Genomic DNA, 25,448 nt, shown 5'->3' on the forward strand with positions numbered 1-25,448 from the left:
TTCTATAAATAATTTTTCTTTTTATAATCCAATAATGGATTAATTTTTGTTGGTATTTGATTATTAATAATTGTTTGTTGATTACCGCCAGTATTCATTGGTGTTCTTAATACTGGCTGTTCTTTAATAAATTGTTTTATAGTATTTTCTATTTCTTCACTTTTAGTATCTTTTGTTTTAAACTTTAAATAATCATGAAATTCTTTTTTAATTTGATATTTATTAAAAATATTAATCATTTGTTGTTCTTTAAGTTCTTGATTAATTTTATTTAACTTATTTTCTGCTTCATTAATTTTTTGATTAATTTCATTATCAGGTTGATTTTGTTCAGCATTATTTTCAGTTAAAAATTCATTTTTTACATTAGTTTCATTTTCAATCATGTTTAATCCTCCTTAATTAAAATTTAACATTTTGCTTTCATCTAAATTAAATGGAATTGCTAAAATTTGATAATGAATAATTTCACGATTAGGATAGCCGATTTTAGTAACTACTTCTTTAAAACCTAAATGAAATAATGTTGCTAATTCTAATGTTTCAAATGATTTATATTTCATATCATCACTTTGATTAGTTTTATACATTAACAAATAAATTTGTTTCATGTTAGTTGTCATGCCAATTTCATTATTTTCCATAGTTATTTCACTTCCTTGTTTTGTCTTTTTGCATAATTTTTTCTAGTTTTATTTGTTGTTTATTTAACTTATTTTCATGTTTTTTCATTTTATTATAAGAACGTACATGTTTTGGAGTTGTAATATATTTTTTTAAAATTACAATAATTTCTCTACAAATTAATGTTCCTACAGATGTTCCTATGATAATTAGTTCATGGATAAATTCTTTCATTTTATGTTTTCCTTTCTGTTATAAACTCATGTGATTATAATCTCAATTTAATTAATGATTATCAGCATGGTTTAATTGTACTTCACTCATATTATCACTACCATATTGACTATTTGTTTCGCTATTGATGGTAAATCTATTATCAATATCATTATTAATTAATCTTGCTGTTTAATTAGTAAATGATGTTTCTTGCATTTCTCTATCATGATTTGTTTCTATCGGTAATAAACTATGTGTAATTTCACTTGCACCAGCAATAATAGTAGGAATAGCACTTGCATTATCAAAACCATTATTAATACCAATAGCAACACCAGTTGATATTAAACATCCACCATTTGCTATATTTGCTACTTTACGAATAGTTTCAAATCTATTAGGTATTAATTCAGTAATTCCTGCTATAAGATTTGAAATACCATAAGCATTTAATGAAATATAAGTATCTCAATCCATTAAATTATTAAGATTATTATTTTCATTCACCATTAATGGTCATGGTGGTGTTTCTGTGGTAGTAGTTGGAATTGGAGTTGTCGTAATTGGTAATGGACTAGGAGTTGGATTAATATTATTTTCTATTCATTTAGTATAATTTGCTAACCCAATTGTTCCTAAACCTAATAATATTTTTTTAGAACTATTAATTAGTTTAGTTTTAGCAGAAGGTCTTTGATTTAAATTTCATATATCAAAACCTAATTTTTTACCAAATAATAAACTATTAATACTGCCAAGTATTGGATTACCTATTAATTGTCCATAATAAGCACTTGTACCTATCATTGCTGAAATTGGACTAATTCCAGTTCTTATTAATTTAGTTAAAGTATAATTATTTGTTTCCATATTTATTCTCCTTTTATAAATTTAAATTTCATATTTCTCATTATTTACTCCTTATTTTCTCTTCTTTTATTTTTTTCAATTTTTAACTATACATTTTAATTTAGTTTTCATTTTCTTTTTTCCTTTAGTCTAATTTTTCTCAATTTTTAGAGTTTCTACATTCACAATGTATATAGTCAGTTTCACATTCATTACATCAATATACTGTCATTTTATTTCACTTCCTTATTCAAATAATATCAACCAATTAATAAACTTTCTGCTTGGTCATGGTCTTTAATTTCTATATTTCAATTATTTTTCTTAATTAAACTAGTTGCAAACATAATACTAAAATCTTTATCTCATTTTTTAATTTTAGAATAACTTGTATATATTGGTAATAGTAATTCTTGTTTTTCTTTATATCATTTTCTTCATTCACTACTACTAATTAACATATCTTTTGTTAATAATTTATTAAATTGTCCAGCAATAAAACCACGTAAATGGTCTTGAGTTTCATAACCAATACCATTTTTACTATGAAAAGTACCACGTTCAATAATTAAATCAAAATTATTTTTAGAATTAGTTAATTCATTTTTTAATTCTAAAGTACCATATATAACATAATGCATATCTCTATAAAAATTATCAATAGAATTTTTTTTTAAAACTACAACTACTAATTAATATTGGTTTTCGATATTCATATGGTGTATTATCTTGATTTTTTTTCAATCTTTACTTATATTTTTTTCTCATAATGTAAACCCAGTATTTTTCATACTTGGGTCTACCGATAATAAGTAGTTATTCATAATTATTGCCCCTCTCTACAAACAAAATAAGATTTTGCAGTTTCTAATCCTAAATAATAACCTTTTAACATTTTTTTATTTTTATATTTTTTTAATAAATTTTTAACTTTTGCCATTTCTTCATTAATTAAATCTAATACATCATTATCAGTAATATCTTTACACTCATCACATTCACTTCTTAATTTATTACTAACATAATAAAGAAAATCTAATTTATATTTCTCTTCTAATAATTGACATTCTTTATATGTAAAAATATAGTCATTTTCTTTATTCATAATTAAATTTAAAAATTTTCTTTTAATTTTAATTTCATTAATAATTCAATTAATAAATCTTCTACATCTAATTTTTTTAAATTTTCATCATTAATAATAATTAATGATTTTCTTACTAAATCAATTTGACTAAGTAATTCATGCATTATATAATTATCCATATTTTTAACCTCCCATTCCTATTTTTCTGTATTATTTAAGTTTGTTTTTTAATTCAAACTTTGACTCATCCTTGATAGACTTCATTATCACCAACTATTAAAGCAACATTATCTTCGGGGTCAGAAATAACTATATGTTTTGATTTAACATTAGGATATTTCATCAGGATAATTGCTCTAATATCATTATGTGTATGAAGTGCCTGCGGAGATGGTGATAATATTTCAATCTCATCTTTATCTCCAAATAAAGTAGGTAGTATAATCATATTTATTCCTTTCATTTTTTAAATCATTTAACATTAATGGAACAAAATGCACGATTTTTTGGAATATTTAAAGTATTAAAGATTTGTCCAGTTACCATAATTTCATCATTTTTGTTTAATAAAATACATCGTTTATAAAATTTGGGATTATTAAAAATTAAGGTAACATAGTTTAATCCATTTCATTGAGCACGAACAGTATAATATAATTCTTTATTAACTTTCTCATGATATTTTGCTTCTATAGTGTTACTAAGTTTTACTGTTAATTTAATGTAATTCACTTTATCTTTCATTTTTTTAGTTCCTTAAATAATATTGAATGTGCTTATAAGCATCTTGTTCATGTTTTGTAAATTTTATATTTCCATTATAATTTTCTATTTTATTTTTGTTTTTTGGTTCACTTTCTTGATAATCTCAATTCATTACATCTTGAATTAATACCATTAAAGCACCAATAATTTTCGGTGTTGCTAGGGGATTAGTTAATAATTGTTTTGAATTTAAAAAGAAATTTTCTACAATAACTAAGATTTTTTTATTTTCAAAATGTTGTTTAATTATTAAAAAGTATTCTTTAAATAGATTTTTACTTTCTAGAACAGTTTTTGTTTTAAATGTTTCATTAAAAATAATATTATTAGTTTCGCTTGAATATATAACAATTCCATTATTACCAATTCCTGCGGGGTCAATTCCGATAATTAAGTCATATTGCATTTCATTATTGATTCCTTTATAACAAAAATAATTCTTCATTATGAGTTGAAATATGTTTATATGTAGTAATTAAGTAATTAGTGGGTAAATCATTATGATTGTATTCAATAATCTTGTATGATTTATTATTTTCAACTCATTTAACATTGTATTTAAAACATGGATTAATAATGTTTGTTTTTGGGTCTTTTATTTCTCCAATAAATCACCCATTATGTTCTTCGTAAAATGTAAGTTCTTCTAATTTAGTTTCATTAATATAATATTCTTTTTTAGCAGGGGGTTTATTAACCGTTATTTTTTGCTTAGCAAGAAATGGTTGTAATAAATTTAATAACTCTTGCCCATTCATTTCCCTTTTAACATTTTCTAAATTAAAAACTCAATATGTATATTTATCATCAACCATAAAACTATTGTTTTTAATCATTCAATTTGGAACCGACAATTTATATTCGCCATAATTAATCAAAATAGAATTTGATTTTTCAGTAATTTGTTATTTTTGAAATTCTATTTGCATTTTAAAATCATTTCTTTTTTTATATATCCTGTCGCATACAGCGTAAAGGATATATATTTTATTAACACTAATATAATTAATATTTTCTAGAAAAAGTGGGCTCGTAAATAAATTGTAAAATTTTGAAAAAAAATAAATCAGCAACTGCTCACTGAAAGTGGCAGTGCTGTTGAATAAAGAATTAATTACAATACGTCCCCTAGCGGGTATTATATACACTAGTTGCCAATCCGCTGCCACCCCAAGGATTACCATTATTCATGGTTAGTATATTTTGTTAGGTATCACTCCACTTTTTATTTTTACATGCAAGTCCACATGCTAGCCACTATTTTGAACAACTGTGTTATGGTTCACTGTTTTATGTCCCTAACACGTGTTGATAATAGTGGTAAAGACGGTTATAAAATTTGCAAATTTTACAATTACAAAAAAAGACAAGATTATTTCTTGTCTTTTTCCTTACTAATTTTAATTTATAAAAATATGTCGAATATAAATTTAAGGGTTAAGAGAATAATTTTGTCTAATGTTCATTATTTTTCAATAATAATTCATTTAGAAATAAGTTATCAATGTAGTAATTAATTATTTAGTAAATTTGACAAGCGCCCAAACATATACGAAGAACATTTAAAACACATATCAAAGTTGCAAAACATCATATTCATTTATATGCAAAAGAAGCTGCATATAAATTCAATAACATACCTAGTTTTGAAACTGTAATGCTATGTTTAATTTAAAAATGTGGGGAGAAGTCCGTAGATAGGCTTTTCTCAGCATTTATGTGATAAAATTTAAAGATAGTACATAAAGGGAGAAAAGCCTTATTTTTTCCTCTTTGTACTCTTTAATTAAATCAGGAAAATTTGATTCTTCAGTAGGTTTATTATCAGAGTTATATTTTTTAGATTTTCTAATTGTGTTAGTAATGTTATTTTCAATAAAAATTTGTTTAATAGGATAATAAGAAACGTATATTTCTTTACTCCTTAAAGCAATTAATAGTTTTAGAATGCTTAAAAAACTTTTGCCAACGTTTTTACCTACAGTTGGCGTTAGTGCTAATTTAAGAATTTCTTCTTTAATTTTTAACTCAAAGGGATTGATTTTGATTGGGGTTTTGCTACCATGGTCATTACCCTTTAATTTTGAAAACGTAGGTTTGGTAATAGGTAGGTATTTAAGCATGATTTTTTGTTTAATTTTACCCATAAATTCGAGATATAATTTTTTGCATTATAATTTTATTTTGTAACTTAATTTTCTTAAATTTAAAGTAGTTTTAAGATCATGATTAACTATTCCTTGTTCTTGTCTGGTTTCAATCATGATCGTATGCGCTTTTTTATAAATTCATTATTCACTTTTAAGTTTTGAACTTCTTTTCTAAACTCTTTATTCTCTTCTTCTAACTAATACTTTATTTCTTGCTAATTTTTTATCATCAGAAATTTTAGAAGAAATTATTTTTCCTGGTTGTAATATTTCATAATTCATATTATTGTCGCTAACCATCTTAGCTCATGTGTAGGTGTATTTCATTTTAGCATCAAATCCTTTTCTATAATTTTACAACATAGAACATAGATTTTGAAAAAAGATAAAAGTCGTGAATTATCCCTATTAATTTTTATAATTACTGTAAAATACTTTGTTGTGAACTAGTACGACTTAGTACCTCAATACTTTCTTCACTATCACTATTTATTGAAATAGTATCGAACCCTTTATCAGGACTGTTATTTTATAATTGATTTCTTAAATCACATTTTTTTTCTTCAAATTCATTAATTATTGCAATTTTATTTTCTTCATCTGTTTCTGAAAAAGGATTTAAAGGATTTGGATAGTAGTTATTGTTATTATCAAAGGGTAAATCACTAACACTACTGTTGGTTAATACTGTAGAAGAAAATTCTTCTTCAAATGAATTTTTACTTGGTGGATAGTCAATACTACGGGTAGGTACTTTTTTATTTTTTTGATTTTCTAAAATTAAATCTAATTTTTCAGAAATTTTTTTCATTCTTTGTTTTTCATTTTTCAGAAATAATGTTTTTCAAGAATTTTTAATCCTTTCTAAAATTGATATTTTTAAATCTTTCAGAGGTTGTTTATTTTCTTCATTTTCTTTTATTTTTATTTTTAAAGTTCTGACTTTAGTTTTTAAACTTTTAATTTGTGAATTAATATTTTTATTTCTGAAAAATTTAAATAATCCTATAGAAATAACATTTAAGAAGGTTAGTTGTCAATCATCTTGCTTTTTTTGTTCTCTTAAGTTATTAATTTTATATTCTATGCTTTGAATTTGTTCAATTAGATTGTCAATTTCCTTATCAAAAACAAAAATATTTTTATCTAATTCTTTATTTTTTTCTTCTAAATTTTCAATTTCTATTTTTAATGTTTCTTCATCATTAAATAAAGGCATATTTTTCACTCCTTTTCAAAATAAAACCCATTTACTTCAAAAAATAAAGTAATGGGTTAAAAACTATATCGGACTTCTCCCCACATGTACTTGTGGAGGAAACAATGAAATTGAATGAGTTCAATAATACTTTTCAAACTGAAAAACAATGTCTTGCATATATAGCAAGTTTGAAACAAAGCAAATGTATTAGGTGTTCTAGTTTTAATTTTAATACTTCTAATTTAAGAAAAATGAGATGTTTGAAATGTCACCAAACATTCAGTATTCTCACGGGCACTATATTTTCAAAGTCACAAACACCTTTAATATCTTGGTTTTATCTCATCTTTAGATGAATAAACACCAAACATGGAATTCCATCAACTGATGTTGCAAAAGAATTGGGAGCGACCTTGAAAACAGCTTGAAGAATGGGTCATAAAATCCGAAGTGCCATTGCTAAACAAGAACCTCAATTCATTGTTGAGGGCATAGTGCAAATGGATGAAATGTATCTTTCACATATGGGTTTAAAAAACAAGGAAGATCCTTGTTGAACAAAACCTTGATTGTTGGTATTTATGAAAAAACAACCAACAATCTGATTGTGAAAGTATTGAAAAACGCAAACAGTAAAAATCTTTTGCAGTTTGCAATAAACCACATTTCTTCAAAGTGTGATGTACATACTGATTCTTGAAAAGGATATCGCGATTTGAAATCGGTTTTCACTAAGCATGAAACAGTTAACCATCAAGATGGCTATGTTTCAAAAACTGGTGTAAATACCAACCAAATTGAGTCAGTATGAAAACATATACGAAGAACATTTAAAACACATATCAAAGTTGCAAAACATCATATTCATTTATATGCAAAAGAAGCTGCATATAAATTCAATAACATACCTAGTTTTGAAACTGTAATGCTATGTTTAATTTAAAAATGTGGGGAGAAGTCCGTAGATAGGCTTTTCTCAGCATTTATGTGATAAAATTTAAAAATAGTACATAAAGGGAGAAAAGCCAACTATATTTAGTTTATGAATAAACTTTAACAAATTTTAAAAATCATAATGTATATTTGATATAATACGTGTTTTAGTGTTTTTATTTATTGTCTATCAACAATTAATTTTTATTTTTTAGTATTTTATCTCATATTTAGTAAGGTAAAAATTATGTTTTTTAGTTCCATTAATTCTATATTCATATATGATATAACATTATTATCTTGAGTAATTTAAAATATAAATTAAGGAAAAATTATGGATGTAGTTTGAAAAAAAGAAAATGATAAGAAAAATAGAGTTTAATTTATAACAAAAGTATTGATAAATAATAAAGTGTTAAATAATTCATAAATTAACACTAAAAATTTATCAGAAAAAATTAAGAAAAATTCATTCTATGTATTTAGTGTGATGGCGAAAATTAGACCATCCATACTTTTCTATTAAAAATAAATACTTTTTTTAGTGCTTTAAAAACATGGTGTCTATCAATTACATAAGGAATGTTTTCTTTTTTAGCAGAAGTTTTAATTCAAGGTGCACCATCACCAATAAATACTAAACTACTTTTATTATAAATGAGAGTATTATCTCTCATTTATATTTTTATTAAATCTAACCATTAACTTGATACGCCCACCATCATTAGTTGCAACATAAAGTGTGTTATTTGTGTCAATTGTTAGTTTTGTTGCATAGTTAGTAAAATTTGCTACTAAGTTAAATTCAGAACTTACTGCTAAACATTCGAAGACACCACTTCTTGTAGCAGCATAGATATTACCATAGCTATCAGAAGTTAAATCATTAGCATAGTTTAGATTACTAATAACTTTAAAATCATTTTCACCAGCTAAACATTTATAAACATGTAAATAAGTACCAGCATAAATATTACCTTCTTTATCACTTGTTAAAGTAATAATAAGTTCATTTGTACCAGTCATAGCATGAAATTGGTTGTCATTAGCATTAATATTAATTTGCGTATTGTTAGTATTTACTGTTAAACCTGGTGTTAATAAAAATAGTGTTGGTAGTATTCGTATTAAATTTTTCATCTTTAAATCTTCCAATCTGTCTGTTATGTAATTTAATTAAGTATAGCATAAATTGATTAATTTAAAACACTAATAATAGGAAATAACAACAATATGACAGGTCATTAATACAATTGCAACGATAATTAAACAATATTTCAACTTTGATAAATATCATTATTGTTATTATATTTATTAACACTTTTAATAATAATTTTACTACTATTTAGTGTTAAATTTTTAACATAATAATTACAATTAGTAGTTTCACCTAAACGGTAGTAATTACCACCTTGTTGTAAATAAATTTCATAATAATCAATATTTTCTTTCTTAATGGGGTTAACATCTCAGTTTAATCTAATACTCGTTAAATTATCACGAGTGATGGCATACTCACTAATAAGTTTATTAATTGGTGGGATAATGTCATCTTTACTATTATTAACACTACAAGGATAATTAATTCGTAACTCACCAATATCAAAAGTAACAGGTGTTGCTTTAATATTATTATGTGGTTTAATATCTAATCCTAATTTAGCAATCTTTGTATTAGCAGGGATTGTTAAAGAATCTAAGTTGACAGTCATACTAACTCAACCATTACCTCCATCACTATTAACAGGTGCTAATGAATGATAAGTACCATCATCAAAAGTAACTCCTAAATTAACATCAAAATCACAATTATGATTATCACTAACTTTGTATTTTCAATTAATAATTTTATCATTATTACTATAGTTAGTACCCATAATATTTCATTGTTTTTCACTATTAAATTTAACAGGTAAAATTTTACCACTCTTATCAAAACCACTACCTAATGCTAAAGCATTACCTTTGCGATAAGCATGATAGTAATCATAAAAACCAAAGATGTTTTTATCATTATCATTAGTAGTACTATCTTTAATATCTCATTTGTAAGTAAGTGTCGTATCAGCAATCCGACGATTGTTTCAAGGATAATTATTAATTTGTTGACCATCATTGTTCACAAAAATTTGACCGTTACCTGTCGAAAAATTAGTTTTAAATTGTTGTAATGCATGGACATCATTATCAAATAAAACGGTATTTTCTAATTCCTTATCTCCAATGCCATAACTTAAACCACTAACATCAGTTTCTGGTAATCATGACGTAGTACCTTTATCATCATCATTTAAATGACGATTGTGACCAGTATAGACCATATCATCAAGATAGTTAGCATAAACTGTCGCATATGTATCATCAGTAATCGTAATGGGATGATCTAAGTTTTCTAAATACATCCGTGCCAAATCAACAGGAGTTGTCGAAGCAAACATACTTATGGAATTAATATCTTGACCACTAAATGTTCATTTATTATTTTGATAATCATTTTGTTCTTGAATCGGGTCGTGATAACGATTACCAAAACTGTCAAAATGTTCTTGTGTTAACTCATTAATATTACGCGTTCCCATTCGCGTTTCATTGTAAAAAACTTGACCACCTACTCAACCACCAAGATTGTATAAGTTGTACGTATCAAACTTATTATATTGCTGATGATTAGCATTTCATTGGGCACTATCATTAGGATAAGTATAAAAATCTTGTAAAAAACGACCATCAGCAGCTTTTGATAAACTATCAGCTTCATTATCTAAAAGCTTACCATTAGATAGGTATTTTAAGTTACCATCATTCTTATAAGTAATCATTTGTAAGTTTTTAATTGACTCATCACTACTATTTTTGGTTTTGTTAGTAAACTGCTGAACAATGTTTATTGAATTTTGACTATCCATAACTAAACCATTAGGTGAACCACCATTAGGTTCATTATTATAAATTCAACCATCAAATCCCATATATTTAGCCATGTTAATTAACACATCAACAATTAAATAATTACCATCTTTGTCAGTTTTAACATAATCTCTTAAATCACTTTTACTTAAACCATGAAAGCCATCTAGAAAAATGGTACCTAAAATTCTTGTACCATTAATATGAGCTTGATTAATATCAGCAGCAGCAGGTGGAACAATAATTCCTTCACTAATAGCACCAGATCATGCAACAAAAGTATCAACATATTGTCAATTATTAAAGTTATAATCAAAAGTACGTTTCGTACCCACTATAGTATTAGTACCACTAGTTGCTTTAACGCTTAGCCCTAAATCAAGGGTTTTAAGGTTTTCATTTTGACTATTAACTCATTTGACAGCAACTTTTTTTGTTGCAAGTAATGGAACATCACTTTGATTATATTTAGCATCATGATCAATAGCAGGATTTCAATCGAGAATACTATTAATCGATTCAAACATTTTATTTTTATCAGTTTCACCGAAATCTCTTCGCTCGTTACCGTTAGGTAAAAATGCTGAGTTTAATGGGATACCAGTAACTGCTTGTTTTTTAATACCAACATCATTTTTGTATCCAGTATTAAAATTATGATAATCAAGATAACGTTGATTATGTTTAATATTAACATTACCCATATTAGTGACATTAGCAATATCATTAACTTTTTGGTAACTAGAACCGTAAGGTTCTTCTGCACTTCAGTCATAATTAGGTAAATTTTTTACATCAATCCCTAAGAAATTAAAAGAACAACTAATAGTCATCATCGTAAGCGGAGAGAAAATGCTAACTCCTAATAAAGCATAAATTTTCTTCTTCATAATTTCTAACCTCGATTGTTTCAATTAAACGTGAATAATGAAGCAACGTATAAACCAATGCAATAAGTTATGCCACCAAATAATGGACCATAAATATTTGCAAAACTAATAGTTGCTAACTTGGAAGTAGGGTTATCAATAAAATAATTAATATTACCTGCTGCAGAACTATAAAACACTGTCCATGCACCATATTTTTGCGGAATTAAATAACTAATATAAACCACAAATGAAGACTTAGAAGTAATTGTGGGACTTAAAAATAAATCTGATAACATAATACAACCACAGATTATTAAAATGGTTAAGCTTTGACACAATGATAAACTTTTAAAAGCGCCAGCAATTAAAGTAGCAATTCCAATTCCTGACAAAGTAATAATACTAGCAGCAATAAAAAAACCAAATCATGACACAAAAACTTCACTAGCACTACCATAACTAAAAAAACTAAAAGTTTCTAGAAAAACATTACTAGTACTATTAATTAAAGGTGCTATTCCTAGCAACAAACATGAACCTAAAAATATTGAAGACATTCCGAGTAAATACCCAACAATTCAAATTGATAAAATAAATTGATATTTACTTGTTCCAATAACATGAATTCGCTTTAGAAAAATAGAAGCTTTTCATTCTGAAATTAAAGTATTAAGCAAGATGGTAATGCCAAACCCAGGAATTAACAAATAACCAGCAACAATGGGAGGCAACAACTTATTAATACCACCAAATGATTGGAAAGTGTAAATAATTAATAATAAAGTAATAGGAATTACATAAACATAAATATATGTTCGTAAATTTTTAAAAATGGAAGCCAATAGCAGGGTTAAGTTTTTACCTAAGAAAATATTAAATTCTTTATAATCTTTTTTGAACTTTGGTCAACTTAAGGCAGACAAAGTAAATTTTTTGGTTTTAATATCTGAATTATTACTGCCATTCACTTGTTGGCTATTAATTTCTGGTTTAGATTTTTTAAATTTATTGAGTATTTTCATTGTCAACCTCCTGCATCTCGTAATATGTACGCATAAACTTACGAACGGTACCAAATTCTTTTCGAATTTCTATTAGGGACTTATCATGGATGATGTTACCTTTTTCTAGTAAAATTACACGTTGACATAATGCTTCAACTTCTTCAGGAATATGGGAAATCATTAGTAAGGTTTTATTATTATCTTGCAAGTAAGTTTTGAAAAAATTAATTAATTTAACTTGCATTTTCAAATCTAAACCAGTAATTAACTCATCTAAGATTAAAATTTCAGGAGCATTAATAATAGACAGCATGGCATTAAAACGTTGTTTTTCGCCACCTGATAAATTATTTAAATCTTTATTGATAATGCTAGCAATATCAAAAATATTAATAAGATCAGTGATAGGTTGGGTCTTTCAAACTTTTCGTCCCACATAATATTTAATGATTGATTTAGGAGTTACACCTTTCGGTCAATATCCTTCTTGAAATTGCAGACCAATGCGTTTTAATTTTTCTTGATCGCTAAAGATTTTAATAGTACCTGTGCTGAGTATAGTTATATTAGAAATTAATTCAATAAGTGTGGTTTTACCAGAACCATTGGCACCAAGAATAGCAATTCGTTCACCACGAAAAATATCAAGGTTAATATTATTAATGATGACTAATTTTCTAATGCGTTTAGTTAGGTTGGAAATTTCAATTATCTTTTTCATAATGAGTATTATTATACGTAAAATATATAAAAATACAAATAATTAATTTTGAAATTGTATTTTAATAGCTAAGTGTGTCGTTTTATCTTATGATAATGACCTAATATAACTTTTTAGAAATAAAAACAAAAGATTTTAATAAATAATTAGGCTCTAAATCTAATAGTAATAAAACGATATTTATAACAATTGTTACAAATAAAGATAATAACAATAAAAATACCGCGATAAAAGAATGAGTAATTTTGATTAAAATAAACTTAAATAGTCTAAATCAACTTGCTTTGTTACTAAAAGAATTACTAACAGTTTCCATAAGCAATCATAATCTCCTATTTCCTAATATTAAAGACTGAACTTAATAATTATATATATAACGGACTTCTCCCCGCATTTTTAAATTAAACATAGCATTACAGTTTCAAAACTAGGTATGTTATTGAATTTATATGCAGCTTCTTTTGCATATAAATGAATATGATGTTTTGCAACTTTGATATGTGTTTTAAATGTTCTTCGTATATGTTTTCATACTGACTCAATTTGGTTGGTATTTACACCAGTTTTTGAAACATAGCCATCTTGATGGTTAACTGTTTCATGCTTAGTGAAAACCGATTTCAAATCGCGATATCCTTTTCAAGAATCAGTATGTACATCACACTTTGAAGAAATGTGGTTTATTGCAAACTGCAAAAGATTTTTACTGTTTGCGTTTTTCAATACTTTCACAATCAGATTGTTGGTTGTTTTTTCATAAATACCAACAATCAAGGTTTTAAAAAACAAGGATCTTCCTTGTTTTTTAAAACCCATATGTGAAAGATACATTTCATCCATTTGCACTATGCCCTCAACAATGAATTGAGGTTCTTGTTTAGCAATGGCACTTCGGATTTTATGACCCATTCTTCAAGCTGTTTTCAAAGTCACTCCCAATTCTTTTGCAACATCAGTTGATGGAATTCCATGTTTGGTGTTTATTCATCTAAAGATGAGATAAAACCAAGATATTAAAGGTGTTTGTGACTTTGAAAATATAGTGCCCGTGAGAATACTGAATGTTTGATGACATTTCAAACATCTCATTTTTCTTAAATTAGAAGTATTCAAATTAAAACTAGAACACCTAATACATTTGCTTTGTTTCAAACTTGCTATATATGCAAGACATTGTTTTTCAGTTTGAAAAGTATTATTGAACTCATTCAATTTCATTGTTTCCTCCACAAGTACATGTGGGGAGAAGTCCGATTCAAATTTGGTATTGTTGGCGGTGATGAAAAAATCTTAGATAAAAAACTTTCTTCAATATACAACAAGAATAGTTTTTATACAACTTTTTATGGAGGACGACCAATTTTTACTAATATTAATATTAATGGTTTTAACTTTTATTTTAGCAATAATGGTTATACTAATATAACGCAATTAACTATTACTAATGACAATGATGATAGTACATGACCTAAATAAAATATCATTTTAATAAAAACACAATTCCTCATGTCAATTTAATTATAGGTAACGGTTATGAGGAATTTATTAACTCTCTAGAAAAACTAAAAAAACAGTTATTAATATTTATAGAGTAGAGAAAAAAGTGAACTGGAGTTTTTCATGAACCAAGAAGACATTGAATTAAAAAATAAAAATAAATTTATAGATATCAACATTCGTAATCGTTTTGGTTTAATTATTAGTTCTTTTTTAATTTCTGTTAGTTTATTAGTATCCTGAATTATTTGAATTGATTTATATCGTAATGATATTAATAATATTTTAAGTGTTATTAATAAAAATTTAAATTTTAAGTTTGAATTTCAAGAATTAACAATTGGTGTATTAATTTTTGCTACTATTAATATATTTTCGATTTCTATACCCTTTTTATTTTTGAAAAAAAGAATGTTAAAGCTATTTTTCTGGGTATAATTGGATTAATGATTGGATTAACTATGATTTTTGGTTCAATTATGTTTTTCATTATTATTCGAAAAGGTTTAGTAGAATATATCACTAATTATTCTTTTAACAGTTTGGCAATATTTGTTATTCCTTGAATTTTAGAAATAATTTATGCTATTTTTTTACTATTAAATTGTTTTTGACTTTTAGTTCATATTTTTTTAAAATCAAAAACTGATGATAAAATCATAAAAATTGAAGAACCTTTTATCATTGAAACCAAAAATCCATTTGTTAATTCAGATAATGCAGAACTCTAATTAACTGTTAATGTTAATGAACTTAATGCAAAATCAAAATCTAATCCATTTTCAACAATGAAAATAAAAGCACAAGTAAATAATAAACAAACTTAAACCACAGTAGCAGCGTTATTACCCGTTGACCCCACTAAACTTACAATTTGAACAAAAGAACAAATTGAAGAAATATGAGAAAAAGGGGAAATTGTTTCACAATTTAATCCACAATTATACCGTAAAGATTATGCAGGAGCACTTATTTTTAAAAAAGCATTTGTGAATAGTATTGAAAATAGCGATGGTAACATTAAAAGTTTTAATTGAACAATTGTTTATGAAAAACCTCTTATTAATGGGGGAACCAAAATGTTAGCCAATCTTAAACCATTAAACGTTAATAATGCTATTAAAAAAGGAACTGATTATCCTAAATGAAAAACAGCAATTTCTTATAATGGTACAGAAAATTATGCTAAAGAAAAAACATAACTTTATTTACCCTAGGTTAAAGATAACTAATAGCTATTGACAAATATTTAACTCATTTTATAATTTACATATCATGAAAATGATGCTCTTAGTTAATTAAGAGGTGAGTTGTACCTGCAAGGAGTATTACTTACGAAAGTAAGAAAATTTATTTAGCAAAGAGGCAGATCCATTAGGATCATTCATTGAATAACTTAGACTTTTAAAATCTACTGGAAAACCCCTTAAAATTAAGGGGTTTTCATTTTATTATTTGTTTTGAATTATAAATTATTCTTGTTTTTCAATTGGTTGAATTTTACTATTAAAATGTTTATTCCATAGATCAATAATTGTTTTATCTACGTTTTCTCATTTTTCAATACTATCTAGTTTTTTGATTAATTGCATATTTTTTAACGGACTTCTCCCCACATTTTTAATTAAACATAGCATTACAGTTTCAAAACTAGGTATGTTATTGAATTTATATGCAGCTTCTTTTGCATATAAATGAATATGATGTTTTGCAACTTTGATATGTGTTTTAAATGTTCTTCGTATATGTTTTCATACTGACTCAATTTGGTTGGTATTTACACCAGTTTTTGAAACATAGCCATCTTGATGGTTAACTGTTTCATGCTTAGTGAAAACCGATTTCAAATCGCGATATCCTTTTCAAGAATCAGTATGTACATCACACTTTGAAGAAATGTGGTTTATTGCAAACTGCAAAAGATTTTTACTGTTTGCGTTTTTCAATACTTTCACAATCAGATTGTTGGTTGTTTTTTCATAAATACCAACAATCAAGGTTTTGTTCAACAAGGATCTTCCTTGTTTTTTAAACCCATATGTGAAAGATACATTTCATCCATTTGCACTATGCCCTCAACAATGAATTGAGGTTCTTGTTTAGCAATGGCACTTCGGATTTTATGACCCATTCTTCAAGCTGTTTTCAAGGCCACTCCCAATTCTTTTGCAACATCAGTTGATGGAATTCCATGTTTGGTGTTTATTCATCTAAAGATGAGATAAAACCAAGATATTAAAGGTGTTTGTGACTTTGAAAACATAGTGCCCGTGAGAATAATTAATGTTTGATGACATTTCAAACATCTCATTTTTCTTAAATTAGAAGTATTCAAATTAAAACTAGAACACCTAATACATTTGCTTTGTTTCAAACTTGCTATATATGCAAGACATTGTTTTTCAGTTTGAAAAGTATTATTGAACTCATTCAATTTCATTGTTTCCTCCACAAGTACATGTGGGGAGAAGTCCGTTAAAATTATTGTGTTTTGCTGATTTTATTAATTCTGTTTTATTTTTAGTTTCTATCGATTCTTTAATTTTTTCTTCTGTAGTTTTGATTTGATTACCTATATTAACGCGGTCTTTAATTAATTGGTTAACTATTACTTTTACAATTTCTACTAATTTTATAACTCTTACATCATTTTCATCTATGTCTTGTCTATTAGATGTTGTTATATCTTCTAAATTATTATCATCTAGTATATTAAAAAATATTTCAGCTTCAATATAATTTGCAAAAACTGGTGTATTTTTATTTTAGGTAAAATATTTTCAACAGCTAACTTATTTCGTATGTACAGTCTTAACTGACTAGGATTATAAAATTTACTATATGTTTTTTCATTTTCGTTTATAAACTTATCACCCTATATAGAGGAGTTAATGCCAATTCAACCACTTAATTCATAATTATAAATTATGCTTTTTATTTCAATAGTTCCTTTATAACTAATATTATTAGAAAAAGATATATTTGGTAAGGCAATTCATTCTAAAATGAACTAAATGTTAATTTTAAAGTTAAATGTTTTAGTTCAGGGTTTAACTGTTTAATGATTTGTGTTTCTTTATGAGTAATCTTATTTAAAATCAACAAAAGTTTCACTTACATTACCTCAAAAATTTAATATTCTTGTAATAAAATTTGTAATTTATCTTATAGCAATATTTTACCAACACTAACTGATAAATAGTAAGTTAATTGCTCTTTATTTAAAATCATTTTTTATAAGTAATTTTTAATTTAAGTTATACAATAAACCTATTACAGTAATATAAACAAAATAATATATTGATTAATAAATTTGCTATAATTTTATTATAATTTATTTTGAAAAATGTTAGGAGTAAAAATATGAAGATTGGTATAATAACAGATTCATCAACTGGATTTTCACTTGAAGAAATGAAAAAATATCCTGAACTAACAGTTGTTCCGTTAATTATCAGTGACCCTAAAGGTATAGTTTATGAAGATGATAATCAAGAAATTGACAGTGACTCTATATTTCAAAAAATGATTAAAGAACACGCTCATTTAAAAACTAGTCAAACTAACCGTGCTGTCCTTGCTCAATATTGAGAACAAGCGCTAACTAAATACGATAAAATTTTATTTTTACCAATTGCTGATAACGCTTCAGGTCAATATAAAAGTGCTATGGTGTTACAAACAGAAGATAATTTTAAAGATAAAGTTCATGTTTTAGAAACTGGTGCTGCTATGATGCCACTAAAATATATGTCACTAATCGCCCTAAAATTAGCCAAAGAACAAAAAAGCATTGATGACATTTTAAGTGCATTAACTGAATTTCGTAAAAATTATGAATGTTTCATTGCCCCTAATGACTTGAAATTTTTATCTCGCGGTGGTAGATTACCAAAAACAAAAGCGCTGATGGGAAATATTCTAAAATTTAAACCTATTTTGAAATGCAAAGAACAAATCATCATGGCTAAAACCGTTAGAACCTTAAGTGGCGCCATGGATAAAATACTAGAAACTATTGTTAATATCAAAAATGCAACCAAAGAAACTATTTATATTATTGATGGTTGATGTGATAAAAAAGTTCTTGAAATTGCTATTAGTAAAGTGCAACAATTAGGATTTACTAAATATAAGATTGAACCACTATGTAATATTTTAAAAACTCATACTGGTAATAATACAATTGGTTTCACCTTACTTCCTAATCAATGAATAACAGAAGTATAAACCACATATATTAAAAACAGAAAGTTTAACTTTCTGTTTTTAAATACCCCACTATCCCTTTTTAACAGGTGGCACATATAAAGTTGTTGATAAATCATAAAATTTACCTTTAATAATATAAACAATAGTTTCGCAAATATTAACTAAATGGTCACCTAGCCGTTCAATATACTTTAGTTGTTGCATAGCTGATGTATATTGCGAAAACTGTTCTTCATTTTTATTTTTTTTAAACATACTAACAATATTGTTTATTGATTCACGAAAATGAACATCAATATATGCATCAAACTCAGCTGCTTCATATGCTTTTTTAATATCATTCGTATCAATCGCTTGCGCAATTAAATCCATCATCGTAAAGGTTTTTTTCATCAATCCCGCTAATTGTGAAGTTAACTTTGTTTCAGGTCGATATTTAACATTAAAAACCGATATATTTTTCGCATAGTTAGAGATACGTTCTAAATCGCGAATGATATTAATATATCCAATAATAGTTCTTAAATCACGAGCAAAAGGATTTTGTTGAGCAATATTTCACACAGCAGTAATCGTTAAACTTTCAGCAATATTTCTAATTTCTTTGTCAGTTTGAATGATTTTTTTAGAAAAATCATAATCACTATTTTCCATAGCCACAAGGGCATCTTCATGCTCTTTTTTAACTTCTGTTAATAAACTTAATAAATTTTGTTTTAAATTTTCAATATCTAAATCAAATCGTCGATTAATAATATTCATTATTTTCCCCCTTTGCAATACACAATTTAATTATAGTTTGTTTTAACCAAATCTACCAGTAATATAATCCTCAGTTCTTTTATCTTTAGGACGTGAAAAGATTTTTTTTGTATCATTATATTCTATTACTTCACCGTTTAAAAAGAAAGCAGTCTTGTCAGAAATCCGTGCTGCTTGCTGCATGGAATGGGTAACAATAATAATAGTAAAATCATTTTTTAAATCATTCATTAAATCTTCAATTTTAGCAGCAGCAATGGGATCTAGCGCCGAGGTTGGTTCATCCATTAGTAACACCTCAGGTTTTAGAGCAATAGCACGAGCAATACATAAACGCTGTTGTTGACCACCTGATAATGATAACGCTGAGTCATATAAATTCTTGGCTACTTCATCTCATAAGGCTGCTTTTTTTAATGAGTCCTCAACAATTTGATTTAAGATTTTCTTATTTCTAATACCTTGGTTTCTAGGACCATACGCAACATTATCATAAATTGACATTGGAAAAGGATTTGGTTTTTGAAAAACCATTCCGACTTTAGTGCGTAATAAAATAATTTTTTTTTTATTTTCATAAATGTTTTGGTTATTAAAGATAACTTCACCATTAATTTTAATACCATCAATTAAATCATTCATCCGATTTAATGTTCGTAGTAATGTTGATTTTCCACAACCACTTGGTCCAATAAAGGCTGTAACTTGGTGACGAATGATATTTAAATTAATGTTAAATAACGCTTGTTTTTGACCATTATTATAGAAGAAATTTAAATTGTTGATATTAAAAACATAACTTTCTGGCAATAGTTCTTTTTCTTTTTTGATTGAAGATTTAGTTTTTATGATGGCACTATTAGTAACTATTGGTGGTTGTTCAATAACTACTGGCATTAGGTTTTGTTGTTTAAAGATGTTTTTAATTTTTTTGAATCAGTTTTTAATTTTAACAATTACTTTTTCATTTCACTTTTGAGTTGTTTTTTGGTCTGACGTTTGTTGTGGTGTTTGTTCTTCATTGCTGTTATTTTTTCCTTGATTAGTTCCATCGAACATTTTGTTTTCACCCCCACTCCTGTTGTTAAACTTTTTTCAAAATGTTTTGCTAAGAAATTTAAAATAAATATTAAGGCCACCGTTATTAACGCAGTTTGGTACATCATTCCTAGTTTATTAGGGTCATTTGATTCTTTATTAATTAGTAAAATATGAGTCGTTAAAGTTTGACCCGAACTTAGAAATCCTTTGTTAGGAAATCCAACTGTACTTCCTAATGTTAAATATACTGGTGCTGATTCTCCAACAATTCTTCCCATTGATAAAATCATACTCGTAACAATCCCACCAATCGCATTCGGAATTACTACTTTTCTAATGGTTTCAAACTTACTAGCACCTAATGCTAATGAAGCTTCACGATATTCCACAGGTACTGATTTTAGCGTATCTTCTACTGCTCTAATAATAAGTGGTAACACAACAATTGTCAACGTTAAACCTGCCGTAATGGCACTAAAACTCATTCCTAAAAAAACAATAAATAAACTAAAACCAAACATTCCAAAAATAATGGATGGCGTTGATGCTAAAGTGTTTAAAACAAATCGTAAAATCCCTCCAAATTTATTATCTTTAGCATATTCATGTAAGTAAATGGCACCAATAATGCCCAATGGCATGGCAATGGTAATTGCTGTTAAGACTAATAAGCACGTCATAGCGACAATTGATAAATATCCCTCATCACCCGTTGTTTGGAATAATGCCAGAAAATTAAAATTGAAAGCACCACTACCAGCAGTACCACTAATATTAAATATCCCATTAATAATAATATCACCAATAATTCAAACAATTAAACCCATAGTAATAAAACAAGAAATACTCATGAAAAAAAGTCGAACATAATCTTTAAACTGTTTTCACTGACGATTTTTAATACTCTTTTCATGAATGCTATTAGTCATTTGTTGATTAGATAACTTTAAAGTTTTTAAATAATAGTTACGTGGTTTATGATGACCTTTGAATTTCTTTTCTGTACGTTTATAAATTAATAATACTACTACATTAATAACTGAAACGATAATAAATAAAAATAAACCAATGCCATATAATGCTGATATTTGTTGAGAACTAACAGCTTCACCAATTTCTAGTCCGATTACCCCTGCTAATGTGGAGACGGAACTGAAAATAAATCCTAAAGGACCATCTTTAAAATTAGGAACTAAAGTACTATTACCAGCAATCATAACAACAGCCATCGTTTCACCAATTACGCGCCCAAAACCAAAGATAACTGCTCCAATAATTTTCAGAAGTGCTGCTTTAAAAACAACTTTAAAACTAGTATGAGTATGACTAATACCTAAAGCTAATGATGCGTAACGATACGACTTAGGAACACTATTAATCGTATTCACAGATAAAGAAATAATAGTTGGTAGTGCCATCATTGATAAGATAAAACTAGCAGTCATCATATTTTCTTTAGTGGGAGCACCCATTTTGACAAAAATGGGACCAATGGTCATTAATCCAAACGCACCAAAGACAACAGAAGGAATACCTGATAATAACTCAACTAATGTTAAAGTTACCTTTTTTAGTCGTCGTGGTAAAAACTCACAAATAAATAATGATGTTAATAAACTTAATGGTACAGCAATTAACATCGAAATTAATGCTACTCAAAATGTTGCGACCACAAAGGCAATTACACCAAAACTATTGCCGCTAGGTAACCATTTGCTGCTGCCCAACATTTTTAATCAAGTTAAAAAACTCATATCGCTAAATGTTTGACCAACAACAAAACCAATTAATAAAGCCAGAGCAAATAAAGCTAATGATGATAAACCTAAAATCGTAATTTTAACAATTAAATCTTGAATATGTTTTTTTTGTTCACTAATGACAACATTTTTTACTTCATAATTTTTATTAAAACGATTGAATGTTATTTTGTGTCAAAAGTTTTGAAAAGACTTGGGTTTCATTTACTATACCTCTGGAAAATTCTTTAATCATGTATCTAATTTATTATTCACACCACTATGATCATCTAATGGTACTGCTGCTTGGGCATAGTTAGCTTCACTAAAAGCAGCATCAACAATATGATGATTGGGATCAGATGGGTAAAACAAGAACTTTAAAAATTTAACTAATGTATTGATTTGTTTATATTTTTCATTAATTACTCCAGTAAAGGGTCGTGCTAATCCATATCTTTTGTGACTAATATTATCTAGTGTTGGAATAGTATGTTCTCAATTACCCATATAAACATTAGCAAACGAAGGATTACTATCTAACTGTTTTTTGTCAGAATAAGAACTATAACCAATACCACCAGGTGCCATACTAAACATTTGGGTACTTGAATTGACAGTTGTGGCTTGCGGATAATATGCTGTTTTATCACCTAATACTTTTTCATTAAAAACATCACGGGTTCCCGAACCATTTTCGCGCGTATAAGTTGTAACTTTTAAAGTTGAAGTTGGCTTAACCCATCCTTCATTTGGATGAGCAGGGTCTTGGGGAAATAAATCTTTTCAATAAACATTACCATTTGTTAAATACATTTTTTTAACAATTTCTTGGTTAAAGTTCAATGGATTATCATTCCCCAGTTCAGATGGTGGTAAATTATAAACTAAAATCATCCCATCAAGTGACAATACAAAACTAATTTGGTTTGGATTACTAGTAGTATATTCTTTTGATAATCATCCAATACCAAACATGCCTTTATCAACGGGAATAATAGCTGCATCAGAACCCAAACTATTATATGTAAAATCAGCATCTTTATGATTTTCTGGATAACCATCCATTAAAGTGTGCATTAATGGTGAAACAGAAGTTGAACCACCCATAATAAAATAAGGTTTATTATTAACAAATGTGACAATAAAAATAATAAGCATTGTCATAATTCATAATGAACCTAAGATTCGTTTTTGTCACATATATACATTCACCTAAGCTTTGAACTTTAATTATTATATAAACGTATTATAACAAGATAATTAACAAAAATTAAAAAAAATATTACAATTTTAAACTCATTAATCAATAAAGAGTATGATTTTATATAAAATAAATTGTAGCAGAAATATCAATGATAAAATAAACTATGCTTTCAATTCTTGGTGATAATTAAAAAATGTTAGGAACTAATTCCTAACATTTTTATCCTCACATAATTCTAAAGACTAAAAGCAATTATTATTTACTATTACCTAAAGCATTATTTCTCTTTAAAGTTTTTAAAGTACGAGCACTAATCATTAAAGTTTTTCCACCAATTTTTACTGGTTGTAAGTTTGGGTTTCATTTTCTTTTAGAAGAGTTCATTGCGTGTGAACGCGTATTTCCAGAAAGTGGGCCAATGCCACTTAATGCACATTTTCTTGACATAGTTTTTTCTCCTTATTAATGTTTTAACTAATAAATAATATCATATTTATTTATAATTTAGTAAAAAAAATAAATAAATTTCTTTTTAAAATTCCTGTATCTTAAAACATGTCTTTTCGTTTTTTATTTTTGATTAGACAACATTTCTAATAAGTCCAACATTTTCATGTACTTCATCATTAAATTGATTTACTGCTTCTATATCAAAATCAGAACCATGACCACTATCATTATCAATAATGATGATTCTTTGGTTTGCAAATCTATTATTATTTTGATTATTTACTTCATTATGACAAAATTTATAAATTAATAAGTTGCATAAATTTAAACAACTGCCTACTAAACTTCCGAAAAACCATCCTCCTATGGCAGAAAAAAATGTTTTGTCTAAGTTTGTGTTACCTATAATTTGATTAGGAATATTATCTGCTAATAAATATCCAGACATTCCTCCTACTGCTGCACCAATTACTCCACTATACACTAGTAATTTTATATTAAAGTTATTTGATTCATTTTGATTACTGTTTGGCATATATAATTATCTCTTTCTTTTAAATCTTAAAAACTAAAATCCAATGCTTAAAAAACAAACAATGGGTTGGGTGTATCAAGTTAATAGTTAGATTTAATAAAATATCGGACTTCTCTCCACAAGTACATGTGGGGAGAAGTCCGAAAATAAATTAATAATATATAAATGAAGTATTTATATTGCTAATATTCATTATATTGATAGCAACAAATGAAAACCACGTCCTATTATAGTTTTATATATTATAGGGAATAATGCAATAATAATACTATTGACAACTAAAATCGAAAAAGAACATTGAAGTGATGTTAAATTTTTATTAAATAAAAAAGAAAATCGTGCTAAATTAAATAATATTCAAAGAATACATATAAATAAAATAATAAAGCCTGCACTTGAATATAATGAAAATAGTTATAAATATGCTAGACTTTCAGAAGATTTAAGAAAAGAAATAGAAGAAAAATTTAAAAAATTATTTTTTACTGAAAATAATATAAATTTAATAAATGACAATAATGTTGATAATTACTTAATTGAAAAATATTCTATATAAAAAAACACTTATTTTATTAAGTGTTTTAATTAAAATTTATAGACCATATCTAGATACAAATATGGATATTGCTTTCGCTACGCTAGTTATATAAATATTAGTGATGTTATATATGAAAGA

At 26.4% G+C, this 25,448-nt stretch carries 36 protein-coding genes; 9 read left to right on the plus strand and 27 right to left on the minus strand.

Going from position 1 to position 25,448, the window contains the following annotated elements:
• Positions 1-2: 2 nt before the first annotated feature.
• The 14 genes from ACFEL4_RS07525 to ACFEL4_RS07590 all read right to left on the minus strand — a co-directional run bounded on the left by ACFEL4_RS07525 (position 3) and on the right by ACFEL4_RS07590 (position 6,910).
• Positions 3-386: a hypothetical protein gene (locus tag ACFEL4_RS07525; RefSeq protein WP_375317005.1), complete on the minus strand. Its 384-nt coding sequence runs from the start codon at positions 384-386 to the stop codon at positions 3-5.
• Between the two features lie 12 nt (positions 387-398).
• On the minus strand, positions 399-644 hold the full coding sequence (locus ACFEL4_RS07530) for a hypothetical protein (RefSeq protein ID WP_375317076.1): 246 nt from the start codon (positions 642-644) through the stop codon (positions 399-401).
• Positions 634-858, minus strand: a complete 225-nt coding sequence (locus ACFEL4_RS07535; RefSeq protein ID WP_375317248.1) for a hypothetical protein — start codon at positions 856-858, stop codon at positions 634-636. Before ACFEL4_RS07535 ends, ACFEL4_RS07530 begins: the two co-directional genes overlap by 11 nt.
• A 171-nt stretch (positions 859-1,029) precedes the next feature.
• On the minus strand, positions 1,030-1,710 hold the full coding sequence (locus ACFEL4_RS07540; RefSeq protein WP_375317249.1) for a hypothetical protein: 681 nt from the start codon (positions 1,708-1,710) through the stop codon (positions 1,030-1,032).
• A 212-nt stretch (positions 1,711-1,922) separates the two neighbouring features.
• Entirely contained in the window at positions 1,923-2,330 is a 408-nt protein-coding gene (locus ACFEL4_RS07545; protein WP_375317250.1) for a hypothetical protein, read from the minus strand.
• Positions 2,331-2,515: 185 nt separating this feature from the next.
• The gene (locus ACFEL4_RS07550) at positions 2,516-2,794 is read right to left on the minus strand and encodes a hypothetical protein (protein WP_375317251.1); all 279 of its coding nucleotides are present in this window, start codon (positions 2,792-2,794) and stop codon (positions 2,516-2,518) included.
• Positions 2,795-2,802: 8 nt separating this feature from the next.
• Positions 2,803-2,955, minus strand: a complete 153-nt coding sequence (locus tag ACFEL4_RS07555; RefSeq protein ID WP_375317252.1) for a hypothetical protein — start codon at positions 2,953-2,955, stop codon at positions 2,803-2,805.
• 35 nt (positions 2,956-2,990) lie between these two features.
• Positions 2,991-3,224, minus strand: coding sequence for a hypothetical protein (locus tag ACFEL4_RS07560; RefSeq protein WP_375317253.1), 234 nt, complete (start codon positions 3,222-3,224; stop codon positions 2,991-2,993).
• A 2-nt stretch (positions 3,225-3,226) separates the two neighbouring features.
• Positions 3,227-3,520 carry a hypothetical protein gene (locus ACFEL4_RS07565; protein WP_375317254.1) on the minus strand — a complete coding sequence of 98 codons (294 nt, stop codon included), beginning with the start codon at positions 3,518-3,520 and terminating at the stop codon, positions 3,227-3,229.
• A 4-nt stretch (positions 3,521-3,524) separates the two neighbouring features.
• Positions 3,525-3,947: a hypothetical protein gene (locus ACFEL4_RS07570; RefSeq protein ID WP_375317084.1), complete on the minus strand. Its 423-nt coding sequence runs from the start codon at positions 3,945-3,947 to the stop codon at positions 3,525-3,527.
• A gap of 16 nt (positions 3,948-3,963) precedes the next feature.
• Positions 3,964-4,377 (minus strand): hypothetical protein, encoded by a 414-nt coding sequence (locus ACFEL4_RS07575; RefSeq protein WP_375317255.1) that lies wholly within the window; start codon positions 4,375-4,377, stop codon positions 3,964-3,966.
• An 879-nt stretch (positions 4,378-5,256) separates the two neighbouring features.
• Positions 5,257-5,688, minus strand: coding sequence for a hypothetical protein (locus ACFEL4_RS07580; RefSeq protein WP_375317256.1), 432 nt, complete (start codon positions 5,686-5,688; stop codon positions 5,257-5,259).
• Between the two features lie 183 nt (positions 5,689-5,871).
• Entirely contained in the window at positions 5,872-6,018 is a 147-nt protein-coding gene (locus tag ACFEL4_RS07585; RefSeq protein ID WP_375317257.1) for a hypothetical protein, read from the minus strand.
• Between the two features lie 202 nt (positions 6,019-6,220).
• Positions 6,221-6,910 carry a hypothetical protein gene (locus ACFEL4_RS07590; RefSeq protein ID WP_375317258.1) on the minus strand — a complete coding sequence of 230 codons (690 nt, stop codon included), beginning with the start codon at positions 6,908-6,910 and terminating at the stop codon, positions 6,221-6,223.
• A gap of 104 nt (positions 6,911-7,014) precedes the next feature.
• On the opposite strand from ACFEL4_RS07590, the gene ACFEL4_RS07595 reads away from it, so the two are divergent.
• Positions 7,015-7,551, plus strand: a complete 537-nt coding sequence (locus ACFEL4_RS07595; protein ID WP_375317259.1) for a hypothetical protein — start codon at positions 7,015-7,017, stop codon at positions 7,549-7,551.
• The gene (locus tag ACFEL4_RS07600; protein WP_375316929.1) at positions 7,446-7,835 is read left to right on the plus strand and encodes an IS1595 family transposase; all 390 of its coding nucleotides are present in this window, start codon (positions 7,446-7,448) and stop codon (positions 7,833-7,835) included. The genes ACFEL4_RS07595 and ACFEL4_RS07600 overlap by 106 nt, the downstream gene beginning before the upstream one ends.
• A gap of 656 nt (positions 7,836-8,491) precedes the next feature.
• Here ACFEL4_RS07600 and ACFEL4_RS07605 read toward each other — a convergent pair.
• From ACFEL4_RS07605 to ACFEL4_RS07625, 5 genes are all read right to left on the minus strand, one after another.
• Positions 8,492-8,965 carry a hypothetical protein gene (locus ACFEL4_RS07605; RefSeq protein WP_375317260.1) on the minus strand — a complete coding sequence of 158 codons (474 nt, stop codon included), beginning with the start codon at positions 8,963-8,965 and terminating at the stop codon, positions 8,492-8,494.
• Positions 8,966-9,090: 125 nt separating this feature from the next.
• Positions 9,091-11,622 carry an endo-beta-N-acetylglucosaminidase gene (locus ACFEL4_RS07610; protein ID WP_375317261.1) on the minus strand — a complete coding sequence of 844 codons (2,532 nt, stop codon included), beginning with the start codon at positions 11,620-11,622 and terminating at the stop codon, positions 9,091-9,093.
• A gap of 5 nt (positions 11,623-11,627) precedes the next feature.
• Positions 11,628-12,626 carry a hypothetical protein gene (locus ACFEL4_RS07615; RefSeq protein WP_375317262.1) on the minus strand — a complete coding sequence of 333 codons (999 nt, stop codon included), beginning with the start codon at positions 12,624-12,626 and terminating at the stop codon, positions 11,628-11,630.
• Positions 12,610-13,329: an ATP-binding cassette domain-containing protein gene (locus ACFEL4_RS07620; RefSeq protein ID WP_375317263.1), complete on the minus strand. Its 720-nt coding sequence runs from the start codon at positions 13,327-13,329 to the stop codon at positions 12,610-12,612. The genes ACFEL4_RS07615 and ACFEL4_RS07620 overlap by 17 nt, the downstream gene beginning before the upstream one ends.
• A gap of 396 nt (positions 13,330-13,725) precedes the next feature.
• Entirely contained in the window at positions 13,726-14,547 is an 822-nt protein-coding gene (locus ACFEL4_RS07625; protein ID WP_375317264.1) for an IS1595 family transposase, read from the minus strand.
• 18 nt (positions 14,548-14,565) lie between these two features.
• On the opposite strand from ACFEL4_RS07625, the gene ACFEL4_RS07630 reads away from it, so the two are divergent.
• The 4 genes from ACFEL4_RS07630 (at position 14,566) to ACFEL4_RS07645 (ending at position 16,028) form a co-directional block, all read left to right on the plus strand.
• Entirely contained in the window at positions 14,566-14,805 is a 240-nt protein-coding gene (locus ACFEL4_RS07630) for a hypothetical protein (protein WP_375317265.1), read from the plus strand.
• Positions 14,806-14,949: 144 nt separating this feature from the next.
• A complete protein-coding gene (locus ACFEL4_RS07635; protein WP_375317266.1) occupies positions 14,950-15,264 on the plus strand; it encodes a hypothetical protein in 315 nt (104 codons plus the stop codon).
• 8 nt (positions 15,265-15,272) lie between these two features.
• Positions 15,273-15,557, plus strand: a complete 285-nt coding sequence (locus ACFEL4_RS07640; protein ID WP_375317267.1) for a hypothetical protein — start codon at positions 15,273-15,275, stop codon at positions 15,555-15,557.
• Positions 15,558-15,815: 258 nt separating this feature from the next.
• Positions 15,816-16,028, plus strand: coding sequence for a hypothetical protein (locus ACFEL4_RS07645; protein ID WP_375317268.1), 213 nt, complete (start codon positions 15,816-15,818; stop codon positions 16,026-16,028).
• 270 nt (positions 16,029-16,298) lie between these two features.
• Here ACFEL4_RS07645 and ACFEL4_RS07650 read toward each other — a convergent pair whose 3' ends face one another.
• Together ACFEL4_RS07650 and ACFEL4_RS07655 are read right to left on the minus strand one after the other, a co-directional pair.
• Positions 16,299-16,835 (minus strand): IS1595 family transposase, encoded by a 537-nt coding sequence (locus ACFEL4_RS07650; RefSeq protein ID WP_375317269.1) that lies wholly within the window; start codon positions 16,833-16,835, stop codon positions 16,299-16,301.
• Positions 16,730-17,266 carry a hypothetical protein gene (locus ACFEL4_RS07655; protein WP_375317270.1) on the minus strand — a complete coding sequence of 179 codons (537 nt, stop codon included), beginning with the start codon at positions 17,264-17,266 and terminating at the stop codon, positions 16,730-16,732. The genes ACFEL4_RS07650 and ACFEL4_RS07655 overlap by 106 nt, the downstream gene beginning before the upstream one ends.
• Between ACFEL4_RS07655 and ACFEL4_RS07660 the strand changes: the two genes are divergently transcribed.
• Complete coding sequence (locus ACFEL4_RS07660) at positions 17,266-17,565, plus strand: hypothetical protein (RefSeq protein ID WP_375317271.1); 300 nt, start codon at positions 17,266-17,268, stop codon at positions 17,563-17,565. The genes ACFEL4_RS07655 and ACFEL4_RS07660 overlap by 1 nt on opposite strands.
• A 624-nt stretch (positions 17,566-18,189) precedes the next feature.
• Positions 18,190-19,056: a DegV family protein gene (locus tag ACFEL4_RS07665; RefSeq protein ID WP_308149726.1), complete on the plus strand. Its 867-nt coding sequence runs from the start codon at positions 18,190-18,192 to the stop codon at positions 19,054-19,056.
• 51 nt (positions 19,057-19,107) lie between these two features.
• Here ACFEL4_RS07665 and phoU read toward each other — a convergent pair whose 3' ends face one another.
• The 6 genes from phoU to ACFEL4_RS07695 form a co-directional block, all read right to left on the minus strand.
• A complete protein-coding gene (gene phoU, locus ACFEL4_RS07670) occupies positions 19,108-19,800 on the minus strand; it encodes a phosphate signaling complex protein PhoU (RefSeq protein ID WP_375317272.1) in 693 nt (230 codons plus the stop codon).
• Positions 19,801-19,842: 42 nt separating this feature from the next.
• The gene (gene pstB / locus ACFEL4_RS07675) at positions 19,843-20,697 is read right to left on the minus strand and encodes a phosphate ABC transporter ATP-binding protein PstB (protein ID WP_375318375.1); all 855 of its coding nucleotides are present in this window, start codon (positions 20,695-20,697) and stop codon (positions 19,843-19,845) included.
• Between the two features lie 59 nt (positions 20,698-20,756).
• Entirely contained in the window at positions 20,757-22,805 is a 2,049-nt protein-coding gene (gene pstC / locus ACFEL4_RS07680; protein ID WP_375317273.1) for a phosphate ABC transporter permease subunit PstC, read from the minus strand.
• 3 nt (positions 22,806-22,808) lie between these two features.
• Entirely contained in the window at positions 22,809-23,783 is a 975-nt protein-coding gene (locus tag ACFEL4_RS07685; protein WP_375317274.1) for a PstS family phosphate ABC transporter substrate-binding protein, read from the minus strand.
• A 259-nt stretch (positions 23,784-24,042) separates the two neighbouring features.
• Positions 24,043-24,234 (minus strand): 50S ribosomal protein L28, encoded by a 192-nt coding sequence (rpmB, locus tag ACFEL4_RS07690; protein ID WP_308149722.1) that lies wholly within the window; start codon positions 24,232-24,234, stop codon positions 24,043-24,045.
• Between the two features lie 133 nt (positions 24,235-24,367).
• Positions 24,368-24,772 carry a hypothetical protein gene (locus tag ACFEL4_RS07695; RefSeq protein WP_375317275.1) on the minus strand — a complete coding sequence of 135 codons (405 nt, stop codon included), beginning with the start codon at positions 24,770-24,772 and terminating at the stop codon, positions 24,368-24,370.
• Between the two features lie 271 nt (positions 24,773-25,043).
• On the opposite strand from ACFEL4_RS07695, the gene ACFEL4_RS07700 reads away from it, so the two are divergent.
• A complete protein-coding gene (locus ACFEL4_RS07700; RefSeq protein WP_375317276.1) occupies positions 25,044-25,328 on the plus strand; it encodes a hypothetical protein in 285 nt (94 codons plus the stop codon).
• The last annotated feature ends 120 nt before the right edge of the window (positions 25,329-25,448 follow it).

This window comes from Spiroplasma endosymbiont of Virgichneumon dumeticola (assembly GCF_964264745.1).
Classification (GTDB): domain Bacteria; phylum Bacillota_I; class Bacilli_A; order Mycoplasmatales; family VBWQ01; genus Spiroplasma_E.